We start from the raw sequence: 17,732 nt of genomic DNA on the forward strand, positions 1-17,732 counted from the left end.
TTTATACTTTGAGGTGGTTTTATATATGAAAGAAAATGAAGATATGCAAACGAAAGAAGTCATTCAACAAGTTGGACAATTATTGAGACAAATTCGAAATGAACAGAAATTAAGTTTAGAAGAATTAGCTCATAAAACAGGAGTTAGTAAATTAACATTAGGAAAGATCGAAAGAGGGGAAACAAATCCGACGCTAGCTGTCATTTGGAAAATAACGAAAGGGTTATCAATTCCTTTATCTAGATTAATGGTTTTTGGAGAACCAGTAGCCGTTGCGCGCTGTGGAGAAGGATTTGCAGTAGATGTAGGACAAGCATGGCATTTAGAAACGATGTTCCGTTATACGAAAGAAACAGGGATGGAAATGCACCGTGCTTGTTTACGATCAAATAGTATATATGAACCAGAAGCTCATCATGAAGGTGCGATTGAGCTTGTAACGGTAATGAAAGGGAAAGTGTCTATTCAAGTGGAGAATGATGTATATGAATTAAATGAGTTTGATTCCATTCAATTTGAAGCGAATAAGAAGCATATTTATAAAAATGAAGAAGAAGAAGTGGCGGTATTACATTTAACGATGAAATATTCTTCATGAAAAAATCCCCTATAGAAAAATCTATAGGGGATTTTGTATACACTATGCTCAAATATATGAAAGAATGTTATTAGTAAGAGCGTGGCATAAGTAATAAACAAATAAAATAAACTAAAAACCCCGTCCCAAAACATAAAACTGCAATGACCCAAAGTATGCGAATGAGAGTAGAGCTAATATCAAAATATTCTCCTAAACCACCGCATATACCAAATAGCATTTTATCAGTTTCGGATTTACATAATCTTTTTGACATCTTCCAATACACTCCTTTTTATAGCAAACTCTATACTTCTATTCTATATGGAAATCTATGAGGAGACTATGAGGTTGTATGACATTTTTTTAGGGAACAGTCATATTAATTGTCTTAATTTTCAGTTGATATTAAAATTATAGTAAGAGGTACTTTTAATAAAGGGTGGGGAAATAGAGATGACGGTATATTGGTTGACTAATGTAACGCTTGAATCGGGGTATACATATGAAGAGGGGAGAATTTCAAAAACAGAAACAGAGTTATGTAGTTTACTTATTGAAGAGGGACGAATTAAAAAAATTATAGCAGGGACTGTTCAAGAGGAAGGGGGACTCATTCTTGATGCTAATCGTTTATTAATTTTGCCCGCTTTCGAAGAGATGCATATTCACATTGATAAGACATATTATAGTGGTCCTTGGAAAGCTTGTATGCCAGCAGAAAGTATTTTTACACGTTTTAATGAAGAAGAAAAAATTTTACCAAAGCAATTAGCGACTGCCCAAAATAGAGCGGAAAATATGCTAGAGTTACTACTGCAAAATGGTGCAACGAATATTAGAACGCATTGTAATGTTGATCCAATTATTGGGCTTGGTAATTTGGAGGCGACGTTAGCGGCATTAGAAACATATAAAAATCGAGTGTCTAGTAGAATTGTTGCGTTTCCGCAACATGGATTATTGCGCAGTAATTCTGTACAACTCGTGAAAGATGCGATGCGTATGGGTGCTCATCTAGTCGGAGGCGTAGATCCAGCTACAGTGGATAATGACATTGAAAAATCATTACATACAATTATGGATATCGCAGTAGAATTTAATGCGGATGTTGATATTCATTTGCATGATGCGAATAATCTTGGAACATTTACGATGAAGAGATTGGCAAGTTTAACAGAAGAAGCAGGATGGCAAGGTCGTGTAACAATTAGTCATGCACTTGGACTTGGTGGTGTTACTGATAAAGAGGCTGAAGAAGTGGCAGAAAGACTCGCAAATGTAAATATTGATATTACTTCAACGGTACCAATTGGTAAACAAGTAATCCCAATTCCGTTATTAGATAAAAAAGGTGTTAAGGTTTCATTAGGAAATGATAGTATTACAGATCATTGGTCACCGTTTGGAACAGGTGATATGCTTCAAAAGGCGAATCGATTAGCAGAGCGTTTTGGGTGGAGTGACGAAAGGTCTTTAGGAAAAGCACTTCGCTTTATTACAGGAGGAAAAGAAACGTTAAATAATGAAGGGAAGCGAGTATGGCCGAATGTAGGGGATGAAGCGAGTTTTGTTTTGACAAATGCGACATGCGCTGCTGAAGCAGTAGCGCGTCAAACAGAAAAACGTTTAGTCGTGTATAAAGGAAATATTGTTGTTGGAAGTTTAAATGAGGTGGAATTAAATAATCTTGTGTAGAAGAATCGTTTAAATATTTTGAGGGGGGTTCTAATGGTAAGTCTAGAACTCTTCTTTTTTATTCTTACAGTATATTTTTTATAGGAAAGCTAGAAGGGATGAAAATTTTGGACAATCAACATAACCAAAATCATATTATGGGAACTTTGCAATGGTTTATATTTTTATTAGCAAATTCAATCGCACTACCAATTGTCGTTGGCGGATTATTTCATCTTACGACGGAAGAAATATTTTATTTAATGCAGCGTACGTTTTTTGTAGTTGGTATATCTTCTTTTTTACAAGGCTGGCTTGGGCATAGACTGCCAATTGCGGATGGGCCGGCTGGATCTTGGGTTGGTGTATTTACCGTGCTTGCTTATGCAACGGCCGGACAGGATCAATTACATAGTACACTGCAAATTTTAGAATTAGGAATGATAATCTCCGGTGTTATTTTAATAGGATTAGGAGTAACTGGTTTTATAGGACGTATTTTATTTTTATTTACGCCGCTTGTGACAGGGACGTTTTTACTTTTATTATGTTTACAATTAAGTGGTGTATTTTTAAAAGGAATGTTAGGGATTACAGCTACTATTTCTCAAATTGACGGATTTACAGCAATGATCGCGTTTAGTATATTTTTGTTCGTTATTATACTATCTAATTTCGGAAAAGGCTTTGTCAAAAGTTATGCAGTTTTAATAGGATTAATTAGTGGGTGGATTATTTTTCTCATTGCAGGAAAAGTGACAATCCCATCTCAAGTAACTCATTTTGTGCAACTTCCACATCTATTTGCTTGGGGACTTCCGAAATGGAATACAGGTATGGCTGTGTCAAGTTTCGTTATGGTATGTATTTTAGTTTCGAATACGGTGGCAGCTATTATAGCAATTAATCAAGCAACTATTCATAAAGCGACTATTGAACAAAAACAGTTGAAAGATGGAACATGGGTTGGGGGGATTTCACATATCATCTCTTCTGTATTTTCAACTGTAGGTGTCGTTCCGTTACCAGCAACGGCAGGATTTATACGTTTAACAAAACAAAAGTATATACGATCGTTCTTAATGGCATGTGCGTTACTAGTCGTAATGTCTCTTTTTCCAAGTATTATTCGTTACTTAGCATCTTTACCATCTGCTGTCGCATCGGCTGTTTTAATGGCTTCGTTCGTACAGTTAATTGGAATTGGATTTAATAATATAAAACAAGTGCCGATGAGTGAAAGGAATGTAACGATTTTAGGCGTTGCAGTATTATTTGGCAGCGGCGTTATGTTTTTGCCGTCTGGAGCACTCCAATCCTTGCCGTCTGTTATGCAATATATATTCGGTAATGGTTTATTTGTAGGTACGGTTGTAAGTATATTGCTAGAACAAATATGGCGCGTTGGAAAGTAAGTGGATAAAAAGAGTGTACGCACTGTATAAAAGTCTAAAATAACATAGGAAATAAAGCCCATTTTCATTCACCACCTGCACATTTCGTTCATACAATATCTTGACTAAATAAACACCCAACTTACACATACACAGCTCTGGCTTAAGCAAGGAGGGTTATACCAGTTGAAGGAAAAAGCGTATCAATCTAAACCTTTACTCACAAAGAGAGAAAGAGAAGTATTTGAATTACTGGTTCAAGATAAAACAACGAAGGAAATTGCAGGTGAACTTTTTATAAGTGAAAAGACAGTTCGCAACCACATCTCAAACGCAATGCAAAAGCTAGGGGTTAAAGGACGTTCACAAGCAGTTGTGGAGCTTCTTCGTATGGGAGAGCTCGAACTATAAGAAAGCAGCCGACTTTTATACAAAGAGTCGGCTATTTTTTTGTTTGCTTCACTTGCTATATGAATGATAAGAACACTCCATACATAAATAGGTAATAAGGAGGGGATAAGTTGAAAAGGATACTGTTAGTTTCAACAAGTGCTCATGATATGAATGGACACCCGACTGGTTTGTGGCTTGAAGAGCTCGCAGCTCCTTATCATTTATTTAAAAAGGCTAAGTTTGATGTTGATATTGTGTCAATAAAAGGCGGGAGAGTACCTATAGATAGAGTGTCTATTCCGAATGGTATACCTCGTGAATTCAAGCACGTAGCTTCTTTATTGCAAAATACGAGGCAGATTTCAAATGTTCATTTTTCGGATTATGATGCGGTTTTATTTGGTGGTGGGCACGGGGCGATTGTAGATTTTCCAGGTAATCCATATGTAGCAAATTTGATTGAGAATATGTATAAGAATAACCGGATTGTAGCGGCTGTTTGTCACGGAGTAAGCTCCTTAGTCGGTGTGAAAAATAAGGATGGCTCGTTTTTTGTTGCCGGTAAGCGTATAACAGGTTATACAAACGATGAAGAAAAAGCTGTACATTTAGAAAAGCGCGTTCCGTTTTTGTTAGAAAGTAAGTTGAAAGAAGAAGGAGCTTTGTTTTATGTAGCGCCTAATTTTACGCCGCATGTGGTAGTAGATGGGCATTTAATTACAGGGCAAAATCCACAGTCTAGCGTGGAAATAGGTAAGGCTATAAAAAGGGCTGTAAATAAATTATAGAAAAAGTACCCGCTACTAACAAAGGTAGTGGGTATTTTCATCCTAAAATTCCCCCCTCAAAATTGGTTTGTAACTGTCCAGTTGGTGATAATGGATTCTAGTTCTTTATGTATAGTATATGAAAATGTAATAAACTAAAAAAGCATAATGAGTATAATAACTTCATTTATAATCATTCGTGAATTTGCTATACTATTTTGTATGGACAAAAGGGGAGGCTCTTTTAAATGAGAAAAGTCGCATGTGCAAATACTTATATTAATAAAATAAAGCCCGTTATTAGAAAGACGAGTTTTAGCCAATTGAAAATAGATGAAATTGCGAAATATATGGATATTAGTAAAGCTACTTTATATAAACGTTTTTCTTCGAAAGATGAAATTATTGAGGCGATAGTAGAGGATTTTATGAATTATCTACTCGAAGGTGATGCGGACAATCAAGATGAAAGCATGTCTTTTGCAGAACGTTTCCAAAAGACGTTTATCCACTCTTTAAAATGTGTGACATATATTTCGGATGTTTTTTTGCAAGATTTGAAAGAAGCATATCCGCATTTGTCAGATCAATTAGTCGCTGCACAACAAAATCGTAATCATAATTTGCAAATGTTTTTTGAAGCGGGTATGGAACAAGGTTATTTTAATAAAATGAATGCGCAATTATTTATGGTACAAGATGATGTGATGTTACGACGTATTATAGATCATTCTTTTTGTATTCAGTACGATATTACTTTAAAGAAAGCGATACTTGATTTTTATCAATTAAAGAAGTATCAACTTTTTAAACCAGAGTATATAGAAGCAATTGATGATTCTGAAATTGAAAAAGAAGTTATTGCTATTTTGCAAATGATTTCGTAAAAAAGCAGATCTCCCTTAGTAGAGGGAAATCTGCTTTTTTTAGTACATATTATTTTTGCAACTGTTTTAATACTAATTCGGCTACTGGACCACCTGAAGCTGGGTTTTGACCAGTGATAACACGATTATCTTCTAGAGCAAAAGCTTCCCAAGGCTGTGCAGCTTTTTCGTAAAGTCCTCCATTTTTAATGAGTTCATCTTCTGTTAAAAATGGAACGAATTGATCTAATTCAGCTAATTTTTCTTCTTCATTTGAAAAGCCTGTTATCTTCTTACCGCTAATTAAACGATCCCCATTACTTAATGTAATATGAAATAAACCAGCAGCTCCATGACAAACGGAAGAAACAATACCGCCGTTTTCATAAATATTGCGGCTAATATTTTGAAGTTCTTTATTTTCTGGGAAGTCCCAAATAACCCCGTGACCACCTGCGTAATAAATAACAGCGTAGTCTTCTGGATTCACTTCACTTGGTTTCATTGTAGAACCGAGGCGATTCATAAACTCTTTCTTTTGGTACCATTCCCAATCGATGCTCTCCGCCATTGCTAAACTATGTGGATCAATTGGTGTATAACCGCCTTGTGGACTGACGTAATCAACTTCGTAACCCGCTTCTTCTACTTTTTTTGCGAAATGTACAGCTTCACCGAGCCAAAGTCCGGTAGCCCTATTTAAATTTGGGTATTTTTCTACGCTTGTTAATACAACTAACATTTTTTTCTTCATCATAATCCTCCTATAATGTCTCTTCTATATAAAAGTTCTGTATTCGTTTCATTTTATTAAGTTAAAAAATGCAAATTTGAATAATCATGCCAGTCCTCCTTATATCAGCTTCGAAATTAGTGTATAATAACTTTTGAACAAAGTAAACTAAAAAGACTAAATTAGTTTACTTTGTATGTTTTTCGTTGACAAACTGTAATGCTGAAACTATGATAGTTCCATGAATATCGAACAATATACGTGTTTCGTTTCGAATTCAATTTATCGCACGATAAATTAGCACCATTTATACATTTAATGAAGTTGTTTAGTGGTGATACAACATTTAAATGACTTCATTTTTTTATCAATAGTTTGACAGTTTTAAAATTGTAATCAGGAGAGTGTTACACATGGGGAAAGATATAAGTAACCATTCGAAATGGTTTGTTTTTACATTATGTTTTATTGTTTTGTTAGGACCGATGAACGCTGTGTTATTTAATGTAGCGTTAGAGGATATTGCCAATGATTTATCAATTAGTCAATCGAAAGTAAGTTGGGTTGTAGTAGGGTATTCTTTAGTCGTCGGTATCGGTTCGATGATATATGGAAAACTGGCTGATCGTTACAGTGTAAAAAGGCTATTAATTATTTCTATTATCATATTTGTAGCTGGTTCTATTGTTGGGTTTGTGAATCAATCTTATGAGATTATCATTTTCGCAAGGTTAGTGCAGGCGAGCGGAGGAGCAGCGTTTATTGCGCTTAGTATGATTGCGGTGGCAAAATTAGTTGCTCCAGCTAAAAAACCGGGTGCGTTAGCAATGATTAGTTCTTCTATTGCATTAGCGGTTGGTATTGGACCTTTAGTTGGTGGGGCAATTACAAATACGTTAGGGTGGCCGTATTTATTTTTATTTATGGTTATTTCAATGGTTGGTATTTTCTTGCTCGTAAAATTTATGCCAGAAGAGGTGCAACATACCGATGAAGTGTTCCACTTTGATTTCATTGGAGCAGTTTTATTATTTGTATTGATTACGACCGTTTTATTAGGAGTGAATATTAATAGTTGGCTTTTTGTGTTATCTGTTGCTTTCCTATTTTTATTCAAGGCTCATATGAAGAGAACAGAGTCGCCGTTTATTGATATTGAGTTGTTTACAAATAAACCATTACTGCGTTTAATAGCGGTCGGATTTATCATTAATGTGGCGTTATGTGCTAGTTTATTATTATTACCATTACTGTTAGGGAGAGGGCACGGATTGTCTCCGTTCGTTATTGGAATTGTATTGTTTGTTGCATCTCTCTTTGGTATTGTATCTAGTTTTATTACCGGAAAGATTATTCCTGCGTTTGGGAATGTGAGGATGATGTATGTAGCGTCTGTAGTTATGATCATTGGCTTTTTAATTTTAGGGATTATTCCAGACGGGAACTTACTCTTTATTTTATTTGCGGTTATTTTAACATTTATGAGTTATTCGGCAATTCAAGTATCATTAAACACATTTATTCCGAAAACATTAAATCCAGCTAAAGTTGGAGTCGGCCTTGGTTTATATAATTTAATTAACTTTTTCGGTATGGCATTCGGGCCAGCTGTAGCGAGCAAAATTATGGAATCTACAAATAGTTATCGATTGAATTTTATTTTGATCGTCATTTTAATTTCTGTTCATTTCGTCTTATTAATGGGAATGTCTTCTTTTCAAAAAAAGATGGAGCAATGAATATGCACTTTATATAGAAGAAACCGACTTTCTTATAGAAGGTCGGTTATTTTTCTATCTTGCAAATTATGAAAAAAAGGAGCAAAATAAAAAAGGTCCTAGTCTATACATGGGCAAATGAAAATTTTCATACAGAAGCATTTGAAGTGAGCGAACTTAAAGTGTGTAAAATATAATGATAAACATAAAAGATGATGAATGAGAAAACGGGTGATGAAGTTGAATAGAGCAATCGGTGTTATCGATTCAGGAGTTGGCGGTTTAACAGTAGCGAAGGAATTAATTCGTCAGTTGCCGAAAGAACGTATCATATATTTAGGAGATACAGCACGTTGTCCTTATGGTCCGCGTTCTCGAGAAGAAGTGCGTCAATTTACGTGGGAAATGACGGAGCATTTACTAGATTTAAATATCAAAATGTTAGTTATTGCGTGTAATACAGCAACTGCGGTTGTATTAGAAGAGATGCAAAAACAATTACCAATTCCAGTAGTGGGAGTTATTCACCCAGGATCACGTACAGCTTTAAAGGTGACAAACACGTATCATGTTGGGATTATTGGAACGATTGGAACTGTGAAAAGTGGTGCATACGAAGAGGCGTTAAAGTCTATTAATAACCGTGTTATGGTAGAAAGTTTAGCTTGTCCACCTTTCGTTGAACTTGTAGAGAGTGGGAATTTCGAAAGTGAAATGGCGTATGAAGTTGTAAGAGAAACGCTGCAACCACTGAAAAGTACCGATATTGATACACTTATATTAGGGTGTACACACTATCCAATTTTAGGACCTGTTATTAAAAAAGTAATGGGAGATAAAGTACAACTAATTAGTTCTGGTGATGAAACAGCACGTGAAGTAAGTACAATCTTATATCATAGTAAAATGTTGAATGAAGGAGAAGAACAAAGCGATCATCTCTTCTTAACAACAGGAAAAATAGGCTTGTTTAAAGAAATTGCATCAAAATGGTTCGGTCAACCGATTGAAAATGTGAAGCATATTCATTTAGAAAAAGAATAATAGTAGAATTCATATAAGTGAGCTCCTGAGAAATCAGGAGTTTTTTTGTTTTATCTTGCTATTTGCTGGGCAGTTAGAACCTCCACTGATTAAAGTTTCACTTTATAAGAGGCACAGCTTGTTCTAAAATGTGAAACGGCTCGTATACATAATAGTACAAACTTAGATTTTAGGGGGGAATGGCATGCCTAAATCCACTTTTAAATGGGTTGTTGGTGCTACTGTGAGCGCTGTTTTACTAACAGGGTGTGGCTTTATAAATCAGGAGAAAGCAACTGAACAAATTGATCCGCCAAAACAAGTTACGTATACAGAGGGTGGGAAGAAAGAAGTAGCTAAAAAAGATAAGCAAGGGCAAATGGTAAATAGAGAACTATACCTTGTTGATAAAAATGGTTATGTTGTACCACAAACGTTAGCTATACCTACTCCGAAAGCAAATGAGACTGTGAAGCAAACGTTAGAATACCTTGTGAAAGATGGACCGGTAACGAATTTATTACCGAATGGGTTTCGTGCAGTCATTCCGGCGAATACAACGATGACTTTAGATTTGAAAAAGGACGGGACGGCAGTTATTGATTTCTCTAAAGAAATGAAAAACTATGCGAAAGAAGAAGAGCGTCAAATCATTGAATCTATAGCGTGGACGTTGACGCAATTTACAGAGATAAAACAAGTGCAGTTCCAAATAAATGGTGAGAAATTGGCGAAGATGCCGGTTGCTGGTACACCGCTTGGTGAAGGAGTGAGCCGTGCAAATGGTATTAACTTCGATGATGAACAAGTAGCAGATGTAACGAATACAAAACCAGTCACACTATATTTCATGGCGCAAAATAATAATAAACAGCAATACTACGTACCAGTCACACGCCGCGTTGCGGAAGGAAAAGAAAATGATTATGCAGCAATTATAGATGAACTTGTAAAAGGTCCGATTCATCAATCACTCCTGAATGATTTTAATCCAGGCGTTAAGCTTATTACGAATCCGAAATTACAAGACGGAAATCTTACATTAAACTTTAATGAAAATATATTTGTAAACCCAGATAAAAATATGATCTCAAATTACGTATTGAAGTCGTTAGTTTTATCTTTAACAGAAAAGAAAGGTGTGAAAAATATTTCTATTGAAGTGAATGGAAAAGCAAATCTTATAGATGAAAAGGGCGGAAAGTTAATAAAACCTGTAGATCGTCCAGAAAACGTGAATACAGGTAGTTTTTAATCTTGAATAATTTGATATACTTAAGTAAGAAAGGAGAATTGCTTTTTGGGTTCTCCTTCTTTTATTGTATACATATCATACATTTAAATTTGGCTATACTAACGAGTAGTAATTAAGAGGAGGTTATTTTTATGCGAGTAGATGGTAGAGAGAAAACAGAATTACGCCATATACATATTCACACGAATTATTTAAAACATCCAGAGGGATCTGTATTAATTGAAGTTGGGGATACAAAGGTGATTTGCTCAGCAACAATTGAAGAGCGTGTACCACCGTTTATGCGTGGAGAAGGAAAAGGATGGGTAACAGCTGAATACGCGATGATTCCGCGTGCAACAGAACAACGTACAATTAGGGAGTCAAGCAAAGGGAAAGTAACAGGACGTACAATGGAAATTCAACGTCTAATTGGACGAGCATTACGTGCGGTAGTTGATTTAGAAGCGCTTGGCGAGAGAACAGTTTGGATTGACTGTGATGTTATCCAAGCAGATGGTGGAACGAGAACAGCTTCTATTACAGGTGCATATGTAGCGATGGTATTAGCTTTCGAGAAATTATTACAAGCAGAAAAAGTATCTAAAATTCCAGTAAAAGATTATTTAGCAGCAACGTCAGTAGGAATTGTTGAAGAGCAAGGTGTTGTTTTAGATTTAAACTATGCAGAAGATTCTAAAGCAGACGTTGATATGAACGTAATTATGACTGGAAAAGGCCAATTTGTTGAAGTGCAAGGAACTGGAGAAGAAGCGACGTTTAGTAGAGCGCAGTTAAATGAACTACTTGATGCTGCGGAAAAAGGCATTTTCCAACTGATTGATATACAAAAAGAAGCTTTAGGTGACATCGTATCTCATATAGAGTAGAGGTGGAAAGTATGAAACAAGTTGTTGTAGCGACAAAAAATATGGGAAAAGTACGTGAGTTTGCTGAGTTATTTGAGCGATTTGATTTAGAAGTGAAATCATTACACGATTTTCCTCATATTGAAGAAGTCGAAGAAACTGGTGAAACATTTGAAGAAAATGCGATCTTAAAAGCGGATAGTTTGAGTAGACAGTTGAATTCTATCGTAATTGCGGATGATTCGGGTCTTATTGTAGATGCTTTAAATGGAAAACCAGGAGTGTATTCAGCGCGTTTTGCTGGTGAACCGAAAAATGACCAAGCAAATATCGATAAAGTGTTACAAGAATTAAATGGCGTTGACTTTGAAAAGCGTAAAGCTCGTTTCTATTGTGCATTAGCAGTTGCTTTCCCTGAAGGTGATAAAAAGCCTGTCATTGTAAATGGGACATGTGAAGGATTTATCTTAGAACAACGCCGCGGAGAAAATGGCTTTGGATACGATCCGATTTTTTATGTGGAAGAATACAAAAAAGCAATGGCGGAATTAAGTTCAGATGAAAAAAATGCTATTAGCCACCGTGGCCGTGCTCTTCGTAAGTTAGAAGAAAAAATCCCGGAATGGTTTTTAGGAGAATAAGGGAGAGAGAATGATGAAAGCTTTAATCGTAAGCGATAGTCATAGCTCTGTGAAGGAATTACAGCAGTTGAAAGAGAAATATGAAGGGAAAGTAGATATCATGATTCATTGCGGTGATTCAGAGCTAACGCCTGCTCATGAAGAACTGCAAGGTTTCCATGTTGTAAAAGGAAACTGTGATTATGCTAACTTTCAAGATGAAATTGTAACTGATGTAGATGGAATTCGCTTCTTAGTAGTGCATGGACATCGCCATAATGTGAAAATGACATTACAAACGCTAGCGTACCATGCTGAAGAAGTGGGAGCGCAAGTTGCATGCTTCGGACATTCTCACGTATTAGGTGCGGAATTAATCGAGGGCGTTTTATTTATTAATCCAGGCAGTATTTTATTACCACGTCAGCGTGTAGAAAAGACATTTGCTTTATTAGAAATGGATGAAAATCAAATGGAAGTTCGTTTTGAAACGTTAGACGGACAACTAGTTGAACAAGCAGTTTTTAAAAGAGGATAAGAAAATTTATCCTCTTTTAAAAAAGGTGTTGACTTTATGTGTGGTTATACATATAATAAATATTGTCGATAGGGCAACGGCGCTAACGAAGAAAAGAAAATAACATATGCGGGTGTAGTTTAGTGGTAAAACAAGAGCCTTCCAAGCTCTGGTCGAGAGTTCGATTCTCTTCACCCGCTCCATGTCCCAGTAGCTCAGCCGGATAGAGCATACGCCTTCTAAGCGTACGGTCGGGAGTTCGAATCTCTCCTGGGACGCTAAAAAAACCTTGTTATCTTTTGATAACAAGGTTTTTTGTTTGTCTATAAATTGATGTATGTGCAAGAGGTTTAAAAATATTATAACGGGATATATGATAATGAGTATATGCAACAGATTAAAGTGCATTAAAAAGAGCGCTTAAAAACGCTCTTTGCTAGTCAGTTATATTATTTGTTTGTTCAGGCTCATCAAATGGTTTATGCACGTATTGAAAACCATATCCAGATTCTCTTAATTGTTTACTTAAAATATTATCAAACTCTTTACCATTCTAGTACGATTGAGCAGCAGTTATCGGAACTTATCCCCGGCAGTGTGTTACAATTAATAGAAGCGGAAAACGAGAATCTCCAATTGACTGGACCTGTGATTGGTTAGAGGGTTTAAGAAGGTCGTATAAAAAAGGGAGATGGCGCAAAGATGGCGAGATCAAACGAGAATAATTTAACGGAGAAATTGGCAGAAGGTCACCGAAAATATGGTGACGGCAACTTTACAGTACAGAACATCGGTGATGAAACTAACCCGAATTGGACTGTTGTAAAAAATGTGAGGAAGGGATCGGCAGGCATTCGCGAAGGAGAAGATATATTAAGACTGCGATCAAAATATATAAAATAGTACGGAAATGGGCGGAGCGGGAGTTCGAATCTCTCCTGGGACGCTAAGAAAACCTTGTTATCTTTTGATAACAAGGTTTTTTGTGTATTTTAAATTAGTTGTTAATAAACTTGTCAAAGACAAAACCATAATCTTTCACATTATATTGTTTCTTCGTATCAACAAGCCAGTTAAAGGCAATCTCGTTCATTTCTTTAAATTGCTCTGCTAAATTTACTTGTGCGTTTGAAATACGGCTAAAGGCATTAGATGCCATATCTAAACTTTTATGTGCATATTGTAATGTAATATCGTTGTCGTATGAAATTTCTTCGATTTTAAGTAAAGCCTTATATAAATCTTTTAATTCTTCAATATGTTTTTTATGAACATCAATTGAGTAATGTTCATCGCCCATTTGAAACTTAATTTCTACATCTAAATCAATCGTTCCTGCAGTTTCAAGTGCTACGTTTTTAATTTGATATTTGCTATAACTAAAGCGGCGTAGTGTACGTTTTTTACTTGTTGCGCTTGTACCGTCTAAGTGAATTAACCCTTTGTTTGTGAAGCAATATTCATCTGATTTGGATTTAATTAGAAAGTAAATTTTCTCCCCATCTTCATGCATCACATAATCATCAGCATCAACCTTATCATAGTCTTTAGGTGTAATGACAGAACCTACATCGCTTAGTCCTAATACATCTGCCGCCATTTTTTTAAACATATATAATCCCCCTTGTAAATTAAATTCTTAATTGTACAAAAATATATTAACACGATTTTCACCAGTTGTTTTCTTGTAATACGAAAATATCTGAAAGTAAGTTAAGAAAAGTAACGAATAATTATTTTGATTCTAAATTATTTAGTAAATCTATTAGTTTAAGAGTCGATTCGTTCAAAAATAACTAAAAGAAAAAAGTTGATTTTACAAGTGATTATAGAGAAATTCCGTGAAAGCACCTCAAGCGATATGAGGTGTTTTTCAATCTCTCTTTGAAATCTTACAATTCTGTAAGGTAACTGTAAGGTAGTTCGATGGTAAGAAATTGCTAATCTTTTATAATGAAGATAACAACGATAAAACGAGGAGGAAGAAATGATGAAAGGATTAGTTGTAACGGGCTTAACGGTTGCTTTTGGATTTGTAGCGTATGAGAAATTAACGTATGTAGTTGATGTTGTGAAACATTTGATCGCTTAGAGAAAACAGCCATGAGAGGGAAAGGGAATGAGTGAATGAATGGAATGGTTATTTGGAATTATAGGTACTTGTAGTGTAGTGTTATTGTTCTTTGTCCCAAGTGGTATACTTAGTTCGACAACAAGTTTGTTCTTCTTAAGTTTGTTTGCTTGTACGATGCTTATTATTATGTTTTTAATGAAGCGAAGTAAACCAATCTTCTATTTTAGCATGATTGTTATGGCAATTATTGTTCTCCAAATTATTACCCTTGTAATATACCCCACAATTATAAAAGCTTTCCATTAATGATGAATCCTCTGCGCTTGTTGCTGGGGATTTTTATTTGTACAATTTTAATTTTTAGTAGAAATTTATTCGTATTGGAATGTAAAAATTAAATATTTTTATATTTCAAACAAATAGTTTAGGGATGTTGTGTTCTCATTACGCATTTGATATATTTACTTTGAACATAATTAAAATCAAGAAAAAGAGGCGGACGTATGGATAAAAAAGAAAATACGGTCGTATTGTTTCCACAACTATCAGAGCGCTATATTGATGAAGGTTTTTTAGCGCTGAAAGAGCGGGAATTCGAAGATGCATTGCGTTGCTTTGAAATATTACGTCAGTATAATGCGGAAACGGAACAAACGGAATTAGCTTCAGTTATTTGTTTACTCGAATTAAAACGTATGGAAGAAGCGAAAGACAAATGTGAACAGTTGCTTAAAACAGGAGTTGTCTTATTTGGTGATATTCTTGAAACGTACGTAACTATTTTAGTTCAAACAAATGATTATGAAGGTGTTATTGAAACTGTTGAAAAGGTTTTACAAACGAAAGATATAATGCCTGATCAAAAGGAAAAATTAGCGCAGCTTGCTTTATTTGCAGAAGGTATGCTAAATGAGGGAGACGCATCGCTAGTGGATTCAAATTTTGAATTGGATGAGTTTACTAATGAAATTTTTGGAGAAAACTTTGGACAGAAGCTAAGAGCGATTCAGCGACTTTCGTTAAAAGACTTAGATCTTGCATTACCTGTTTTAAAGAAATTTTTAATAGACGAAGAGCAGCACCCCTATTTGAAAACTTCTATTTTGTATAAAATGATAGAAAGTCAGGTAGAAGAAGAAATAGAGGTAGAAAAGTTTGGAAATACGATTAAGGTGATTCCAGCATTTACAGGTCATAATGAGGAGCAATCCAATAACATTATACATAAATTATCAAGCCGATTAGAGCAAAATTATCCCGATATATTTGAAGCAATGGTTACATATTGGAAAGAGTTGCAAATTAGCGTTTTCCCATTCGCTCTATTAATGGATAAAGAAGAGATTTGGTCAGCTGTTTTAGAGAGAATTGGAAGAAAGCGTTTCGGATTGGCTATAGATGAAGAAGAGCTTATGGCAGCATATAATATCGAATTGGAAGAGTTTCATATTGCCTATCAATGGTTATTACGTGTTGAAAGAGAAGGATATTTGCCCGTATAATTATGAAAAAGAATCGTTCAGTTCTTGAAACGAGCATATTCTATGTTATAATGTAAGGGTTGCAAAAGGCAGAAATCTGCCTGTTTGTAAGAGAAGAGAAGTGTAATTCTCTTACTTAATATGTTTCATATTATTCTCGAACAAAATATACCGTAGTTGTCTTCTGGGCAATTAGTAGATTGGAACATTATATCTGAAAGCTTTTGCTAGAGGATTATTTGTGTATTTGTTATTTCAAAAAAGAGATAATGAAGATCTTAATCTATAGAGGTATGTGCATACATTATTATAGTTGGAGGGAAAGAATAAATGTCTACAAAATGGGAAAAATTAGAAGGTAACGTTGGCGTTTTAACAATCGAAGTTGATGCTAAAGAAGTAAACAACTCTATCGACGCTGCGTTCAAAAAAGTAGTAAAAACAATTAACGTACCAGGTTTCCGTAAAGGAAAAATGCCTCGTCCATTATTCGAACAACGCTTTGGTATTGAATCTTTATACCAAGATGCTTTAGATATCATTTTACCAAAAGCATACGGTGAAGCGATCGAAGAAGCTGGTATCTTCCCAGTTGATCATCCTGAAATCGACATCGAGAAGTTCGAAAAAAATGCTAACCTTATCTTCACTGCAAAAGTTACAGTGAAACCTGAAGTTAAATTAGGTGAGTACAAAGGTTTAGCAGTAGAAAAAGTTGAAACAACTGTAACTGACGAAGATGTAGAGAACGAATTAAAATCTTTACAAGAGCGTCAAGCTGAACTAGTTGTTAAAGAAGAAGGAACTGTTGAAAACGGTGATACAGCTGTAATCGACTTCGAAGGTTTCGTTGATGGCGAAGCATTTGAAGGCGGAAAAGGCGAAAACTACTCTCTAGCAATCGGTTCTGGTACATTCATCCCAGGTTTCGAAGAGCAAGTAATCGGTCTTAAATCTGGTGAGTCTAAAGACGTTGAAGTATCATTCCCAGAAGAGTACCATGCTGCTGAATTAGCTGGCAAACCAGCAACATTCAAAGTAACAATTCACGAAATCAAAACAAAAGAACTTCCTGAGTTAAACGACGAGTTCGCTAAAGAAGCAGACGAAGCGGTTGCAACTCTTGATGAATTAAAAGCAAAACTTCGCACAAACTTAGAAGAAGGCAAAAAGCACGAAGCTGAGCACAAAGTACGTGACGAAGTAGTAGAATTAGCTGCTGCTAACGCTGAAATCGAAATTCCAGAAGCTATGATCAACACTGAGTTAGATCGTATGGTTCGTGAATTCGAGCAACGTTTAAGCCAACAAGGTATGAACCTTGAGCTTTACTACCAATTCACAGGTACTGACGCTGACAAATTAAAAGAGCAAATGAAAGAAGATGCACAAAAACGTGTAAGAATCAATCTTGTTCTTGAAGCTATCATTGAAGCTGAAAACATCGAAGTTACTGAAGAAGAAGTAACTGCAGAAGTTGAAAAAATGGCTGAAATGTACGGTATGCCAGTAGACGCTATCAAGCAAGCTCTTGGAAGCGTAGACGCTTTAGCTGAAGATCTTAAAGTGCGTAAAGCTGTAGACTTCTTAGTAGAAAACGCTGCATAATAAAATAACAAGGCACGATTTTAATCGTGCCTTGTTTTATAAATATAGAAATATATTTATAAAACTTTTCGATGGAGAAGGAAAAGTTCCTTTACAAGTCGAATATACATATTTCAAAAGTTTTAAAATTTTTTTATTTGTACATAACTAGTCATATTATTTGTATTTCTCGCCACGTAGT

The 17,732-nt window shown here is 35.4% G+C and carries 19 protein-coding genes and 2 tRNA genes; 18 read left to right on the forward strand and 3 right to left on the reverse strand.

Translation table 11 applies throughout. From position 1 onward, the window contains the following. The first annotated feature begins 25 nt into the window (after window positions 1-25). The gene (locus MRP26_RS26230) at window positions 26-598 is read left to right on the forward strand and encodes a helix-turn-helix domain-containing protein (protein ID WP_000661921.1); all 573 of its coding nucleotides are present in this window, start codon (window positions 26-28) and stop codon (window positions 596-598) included. A 70-nt stretch (window positions 599-668) separates the two neighbouring features. On the opposite strand, the gene MRP26_RS26235 is transcribed toward MRP26_RS26230, so the two are convergent. After that, complete coding sequence (locus MRP26_RS26235; RefSeq protein ID WP_000044337.1) at window positions 669-854, reverse strand: PspC domain-containing protein; 186 nt, start codon at window positions 852-854, stop codon at window positions 669-671. Between the two features lie 179 nt (window positions 855-1,033). Here MRP26_RS26235 and MRP26_RS26240 point away from each other — a divergent pair, with 179 nt between their 5' ends. The 5 genes from MRP26_RS26240 to MRP26_RS26260 all read left to right on the forward strand — a co-directional run bounded on the left by MRP26_RS26240 (window position 1,034) and on the right by MRP26_RS26260 (window position 5,695). Continuing rightward, window positions 1,034-2,275: an amidohydrolase family protein gene (locus tag MRP26_RS26240; protein WP_197242793.1), complete on the forward strand. Its 1,242-nt coding sequence runs from the start codon at window positions 1,034-1,036 to the stop codon at window positions 2,273-2,275. A gap of 98 nt (window positions 2,276-2,373) precedes the next feature. Then, the gene (locus MRP26_RS26245; protein ID WP_197242792.1) at window positions 2,374-3,669 is read left to right on the forward strand and encodes a purine/pyrimidine permease; all 1,296 of its coding nucleotides are present in this window, start codon (window positions 2,374-2,376) and stop codon (window positions 3,667-3,669) included. A gap of 165 nt (window positions 3,670-3,834) precedes the next feature. Continuing rightward, window positions 3,835-4,059, forward strand: a complete 225-nt coding sequence (gene gerE, locus MRP26_RS26250; protein WP_000659484.1) for a spore germination transcription factor GerE — start codon at window positions 3,835-3,837, stop codon at window positions 4,057-4,059. 149 nt (window positions 4,060-4,208) lie between these two features. Then, window positions 4,209-4,829, forward strand: coding sequence for a type 1 glutamine amidotransferase domain-containing protein (locus MRP26_RS26255; RefSeq protein ID WP_197242926.1), 621 nt, complete (start codon window positions 4,209-4,211; stop codon window positions 4,827-4,829). A 227-nt stretch (window positions 4,830-5,056) separates the two neighbouring features. Further along, window positions 5,057-5,695, forward strand: a complete 639-nt coding sequence (locus MRP26_RS26260; RefSeq protein ID WP_001233012.1) for a TetR/AcrR family transcriptional regulator — start codon at window positions 5,057-5,059, stop codon at window positions 5,693-5,695. A gap of 49 nt (window positions 5,696-5,744) precedes the next feature. Here the strand turns inward: MRP26_RS26260 and MRP26_RS26265 are convergent, their stop codons facing one another. After that, entirely contained in the window at window positions 5,745-6,428 is a 684-nt protein-coding gene (locus tag MRP26_RS26265; RefSeq protein WP_197242790.1) for a type 1 glutamine amidotransferase domain-containing protein, read from the reverse strand. 392 nt (window positions 6,429-6,820) lie between these two features. Between MRP26_RS26265 and MRP26_RS26270 the strand changes: the two genes are divergently transcribed. From MRP26_RS26270 to MRP26_RS26310, 9 genes are all read left to right on the forward strand, one after another. Then, window positions 6,821-8,146 carry an MFS transporter gene (locus tag MRP26_RS26270; RefSeq protein ID WP_078401067.1) on the forward strand — a complete coding sequence of 442 codons (1,326 nt, stop codon included), beginning with the start codon at window positions 6,821-6,823 and terminating at the stop codon, window positions 8,144-8,146. 213 nt (window positions 8,147-8,359) lie between these two features. Further along, window positions 8,360-9,169: a glutamate racemase gene (gene racE, locus MRP26_RS26275; RefSeq protein WP_000774005.1), complete on the forward strand. Its 810-nt coding sequence runs from the start codon at window positions 8,360-8,362 to the stop codon at window positions 9,167-9,169. A gap of 184 nt (window positions 9,170-9,353) precedes the next feature. Next, window positions 9,354-10,403 (forward strand): spore germination protein GerM, encoded by a 1,050-nt coding sequence (gene gerM / locus MRP26_RS26280; RefSeq protein WP_001126743.1) that lies wholly within the window; start codon window positions 9,354-9,356, stop codon window positions 10,401-10,403. A gap of 131 nt (window positions 10,404-10,534) precedes the next feature. Further along, a complete protein-coding gene (gene rph / locus MRP26_RS26285; RefSeq protein WP_001261762.1) occupies window positions 10,535-11,272 on the forward strand; it encodes a ribonuclease PH in 738 nt (245 codons plus the stop codon). Between the two features lie 11 nt (window positions 11,273-11,283). Beyond that, window positions 11,284-11,892 carry an XTP/dITP diphosphatase gene (locus MRP26_RS26290; protein WP_000815949.1) on the forward strand — a complete coding sequence of 203 codons (609 nt, stop codon included), beginning with the start codon at window positions 11,284-11,286 and terminating at the stop codon, window positions 11,890-11,892. Between the two features lie 13 nt (window positions 11,893-11,905). Then, window positions 11,906-12,409 (forward strand): metallophosphoesterase, encoded by a 504-nt coding sequence (locus MRP26_RS26295; protein WP_000645488.1) that lies wholly within the window; start codon window positions 11,906-11,908, stop codon window positions 12,407-12,409. 108 nt (window positions 12,410-12,517) lie between these two features. After that, window positions 12,518-12,591 (forward strand) — tRNA-Gly (locus MRP26_RS26300). Between the two features lies 1 nt (window position 12,592). Beyond that, window positions 12,593-12,666, forward strand: a tRNA-Arg gene (locus MRP26_RS26305). 424 nt (window positions 12,667-13,090) lie between these two features. After that, window positions 13,091-13,291: a cytoplasmic protein gene (locus tag MRP26_RS26310; protein ID WP_088021607.1), complete on the forward strand. Its 201-nt coding sequence runs from the start codon at window positions 13,091-13,093 to the stop codon at window positions 13,289-13,291. 94 nt (window positions 13,292-13,385) lie between these two features. On the opposite strand, the gene MRP26_RS26315 is transcribed toward MRP26_RS26310, so the two are convergent. After that, the gene (locus MRP26_RS26315; protein ID WP_000473868.1) at window positions 13,386-14,000 is read right to left on the reverse strand and encodes a PH domain-containing protein; all 615 of its coding nucleotides are present in this window, start codon (window positions 13,998-14,000) and stop codon (window positions 13,386-13,388) included. Window positions 14,001-14,519: 519 nt separating this feature from the next. On the opposite strand from MRP26_RS26315, the gene MRP26_RS26320 reads away from it, so the two are divergent. From MRP26_RS26320 to tig, 3 genes are all read left to right on the forward strand, one after another. Beyond that, the gene (locus tag MRP26_RS26320; RefSeq protein ID WP_001983650.1) at window positions 14,520-14,768 is read left to right on the forward strand and encodes a hypothetical protein; all 249 of its coding nucleotides are present in this window, start codon (window positions 14,520-14,522) and stop codon (window positions 14,766-14,768) included. 197 nt (window positions 14,769-14,965) lie between these two features. Next, entirely contained in the window at window positions 14,966-15,964 is a 999-nt protein-coding gene (locus MRP26_RS26325) for a hypothetical protein (protein ID WP_000358255.1), read from the forward strand. 309 nt (window positions 15,965-16,273) lie between these two features. Next, window positions 16,274-17,551 (forward strand): trigger factor, encoded by a 1,278-nt coding sequence (tig, locus tag MRP26_RS26330; protein WP_000105215.1) that lies wholly within the window; start codon window positions 16,274-16,276, stop codon window positions 17,549-17,551. Window positions 17,552-17,732 lie beyond the last annotated feature (181 nt).

Origin of the sequence: Bacillus sp. CCB-MMP212, assembly GCF_022748145.1 — a bacterium.
GTDB classification, from domain to species: Bacteria; Bacillota; Bacilli; order Bacillales; family Bacillaceae_G; genus Bacillus_A; species Bacillus_A cereus.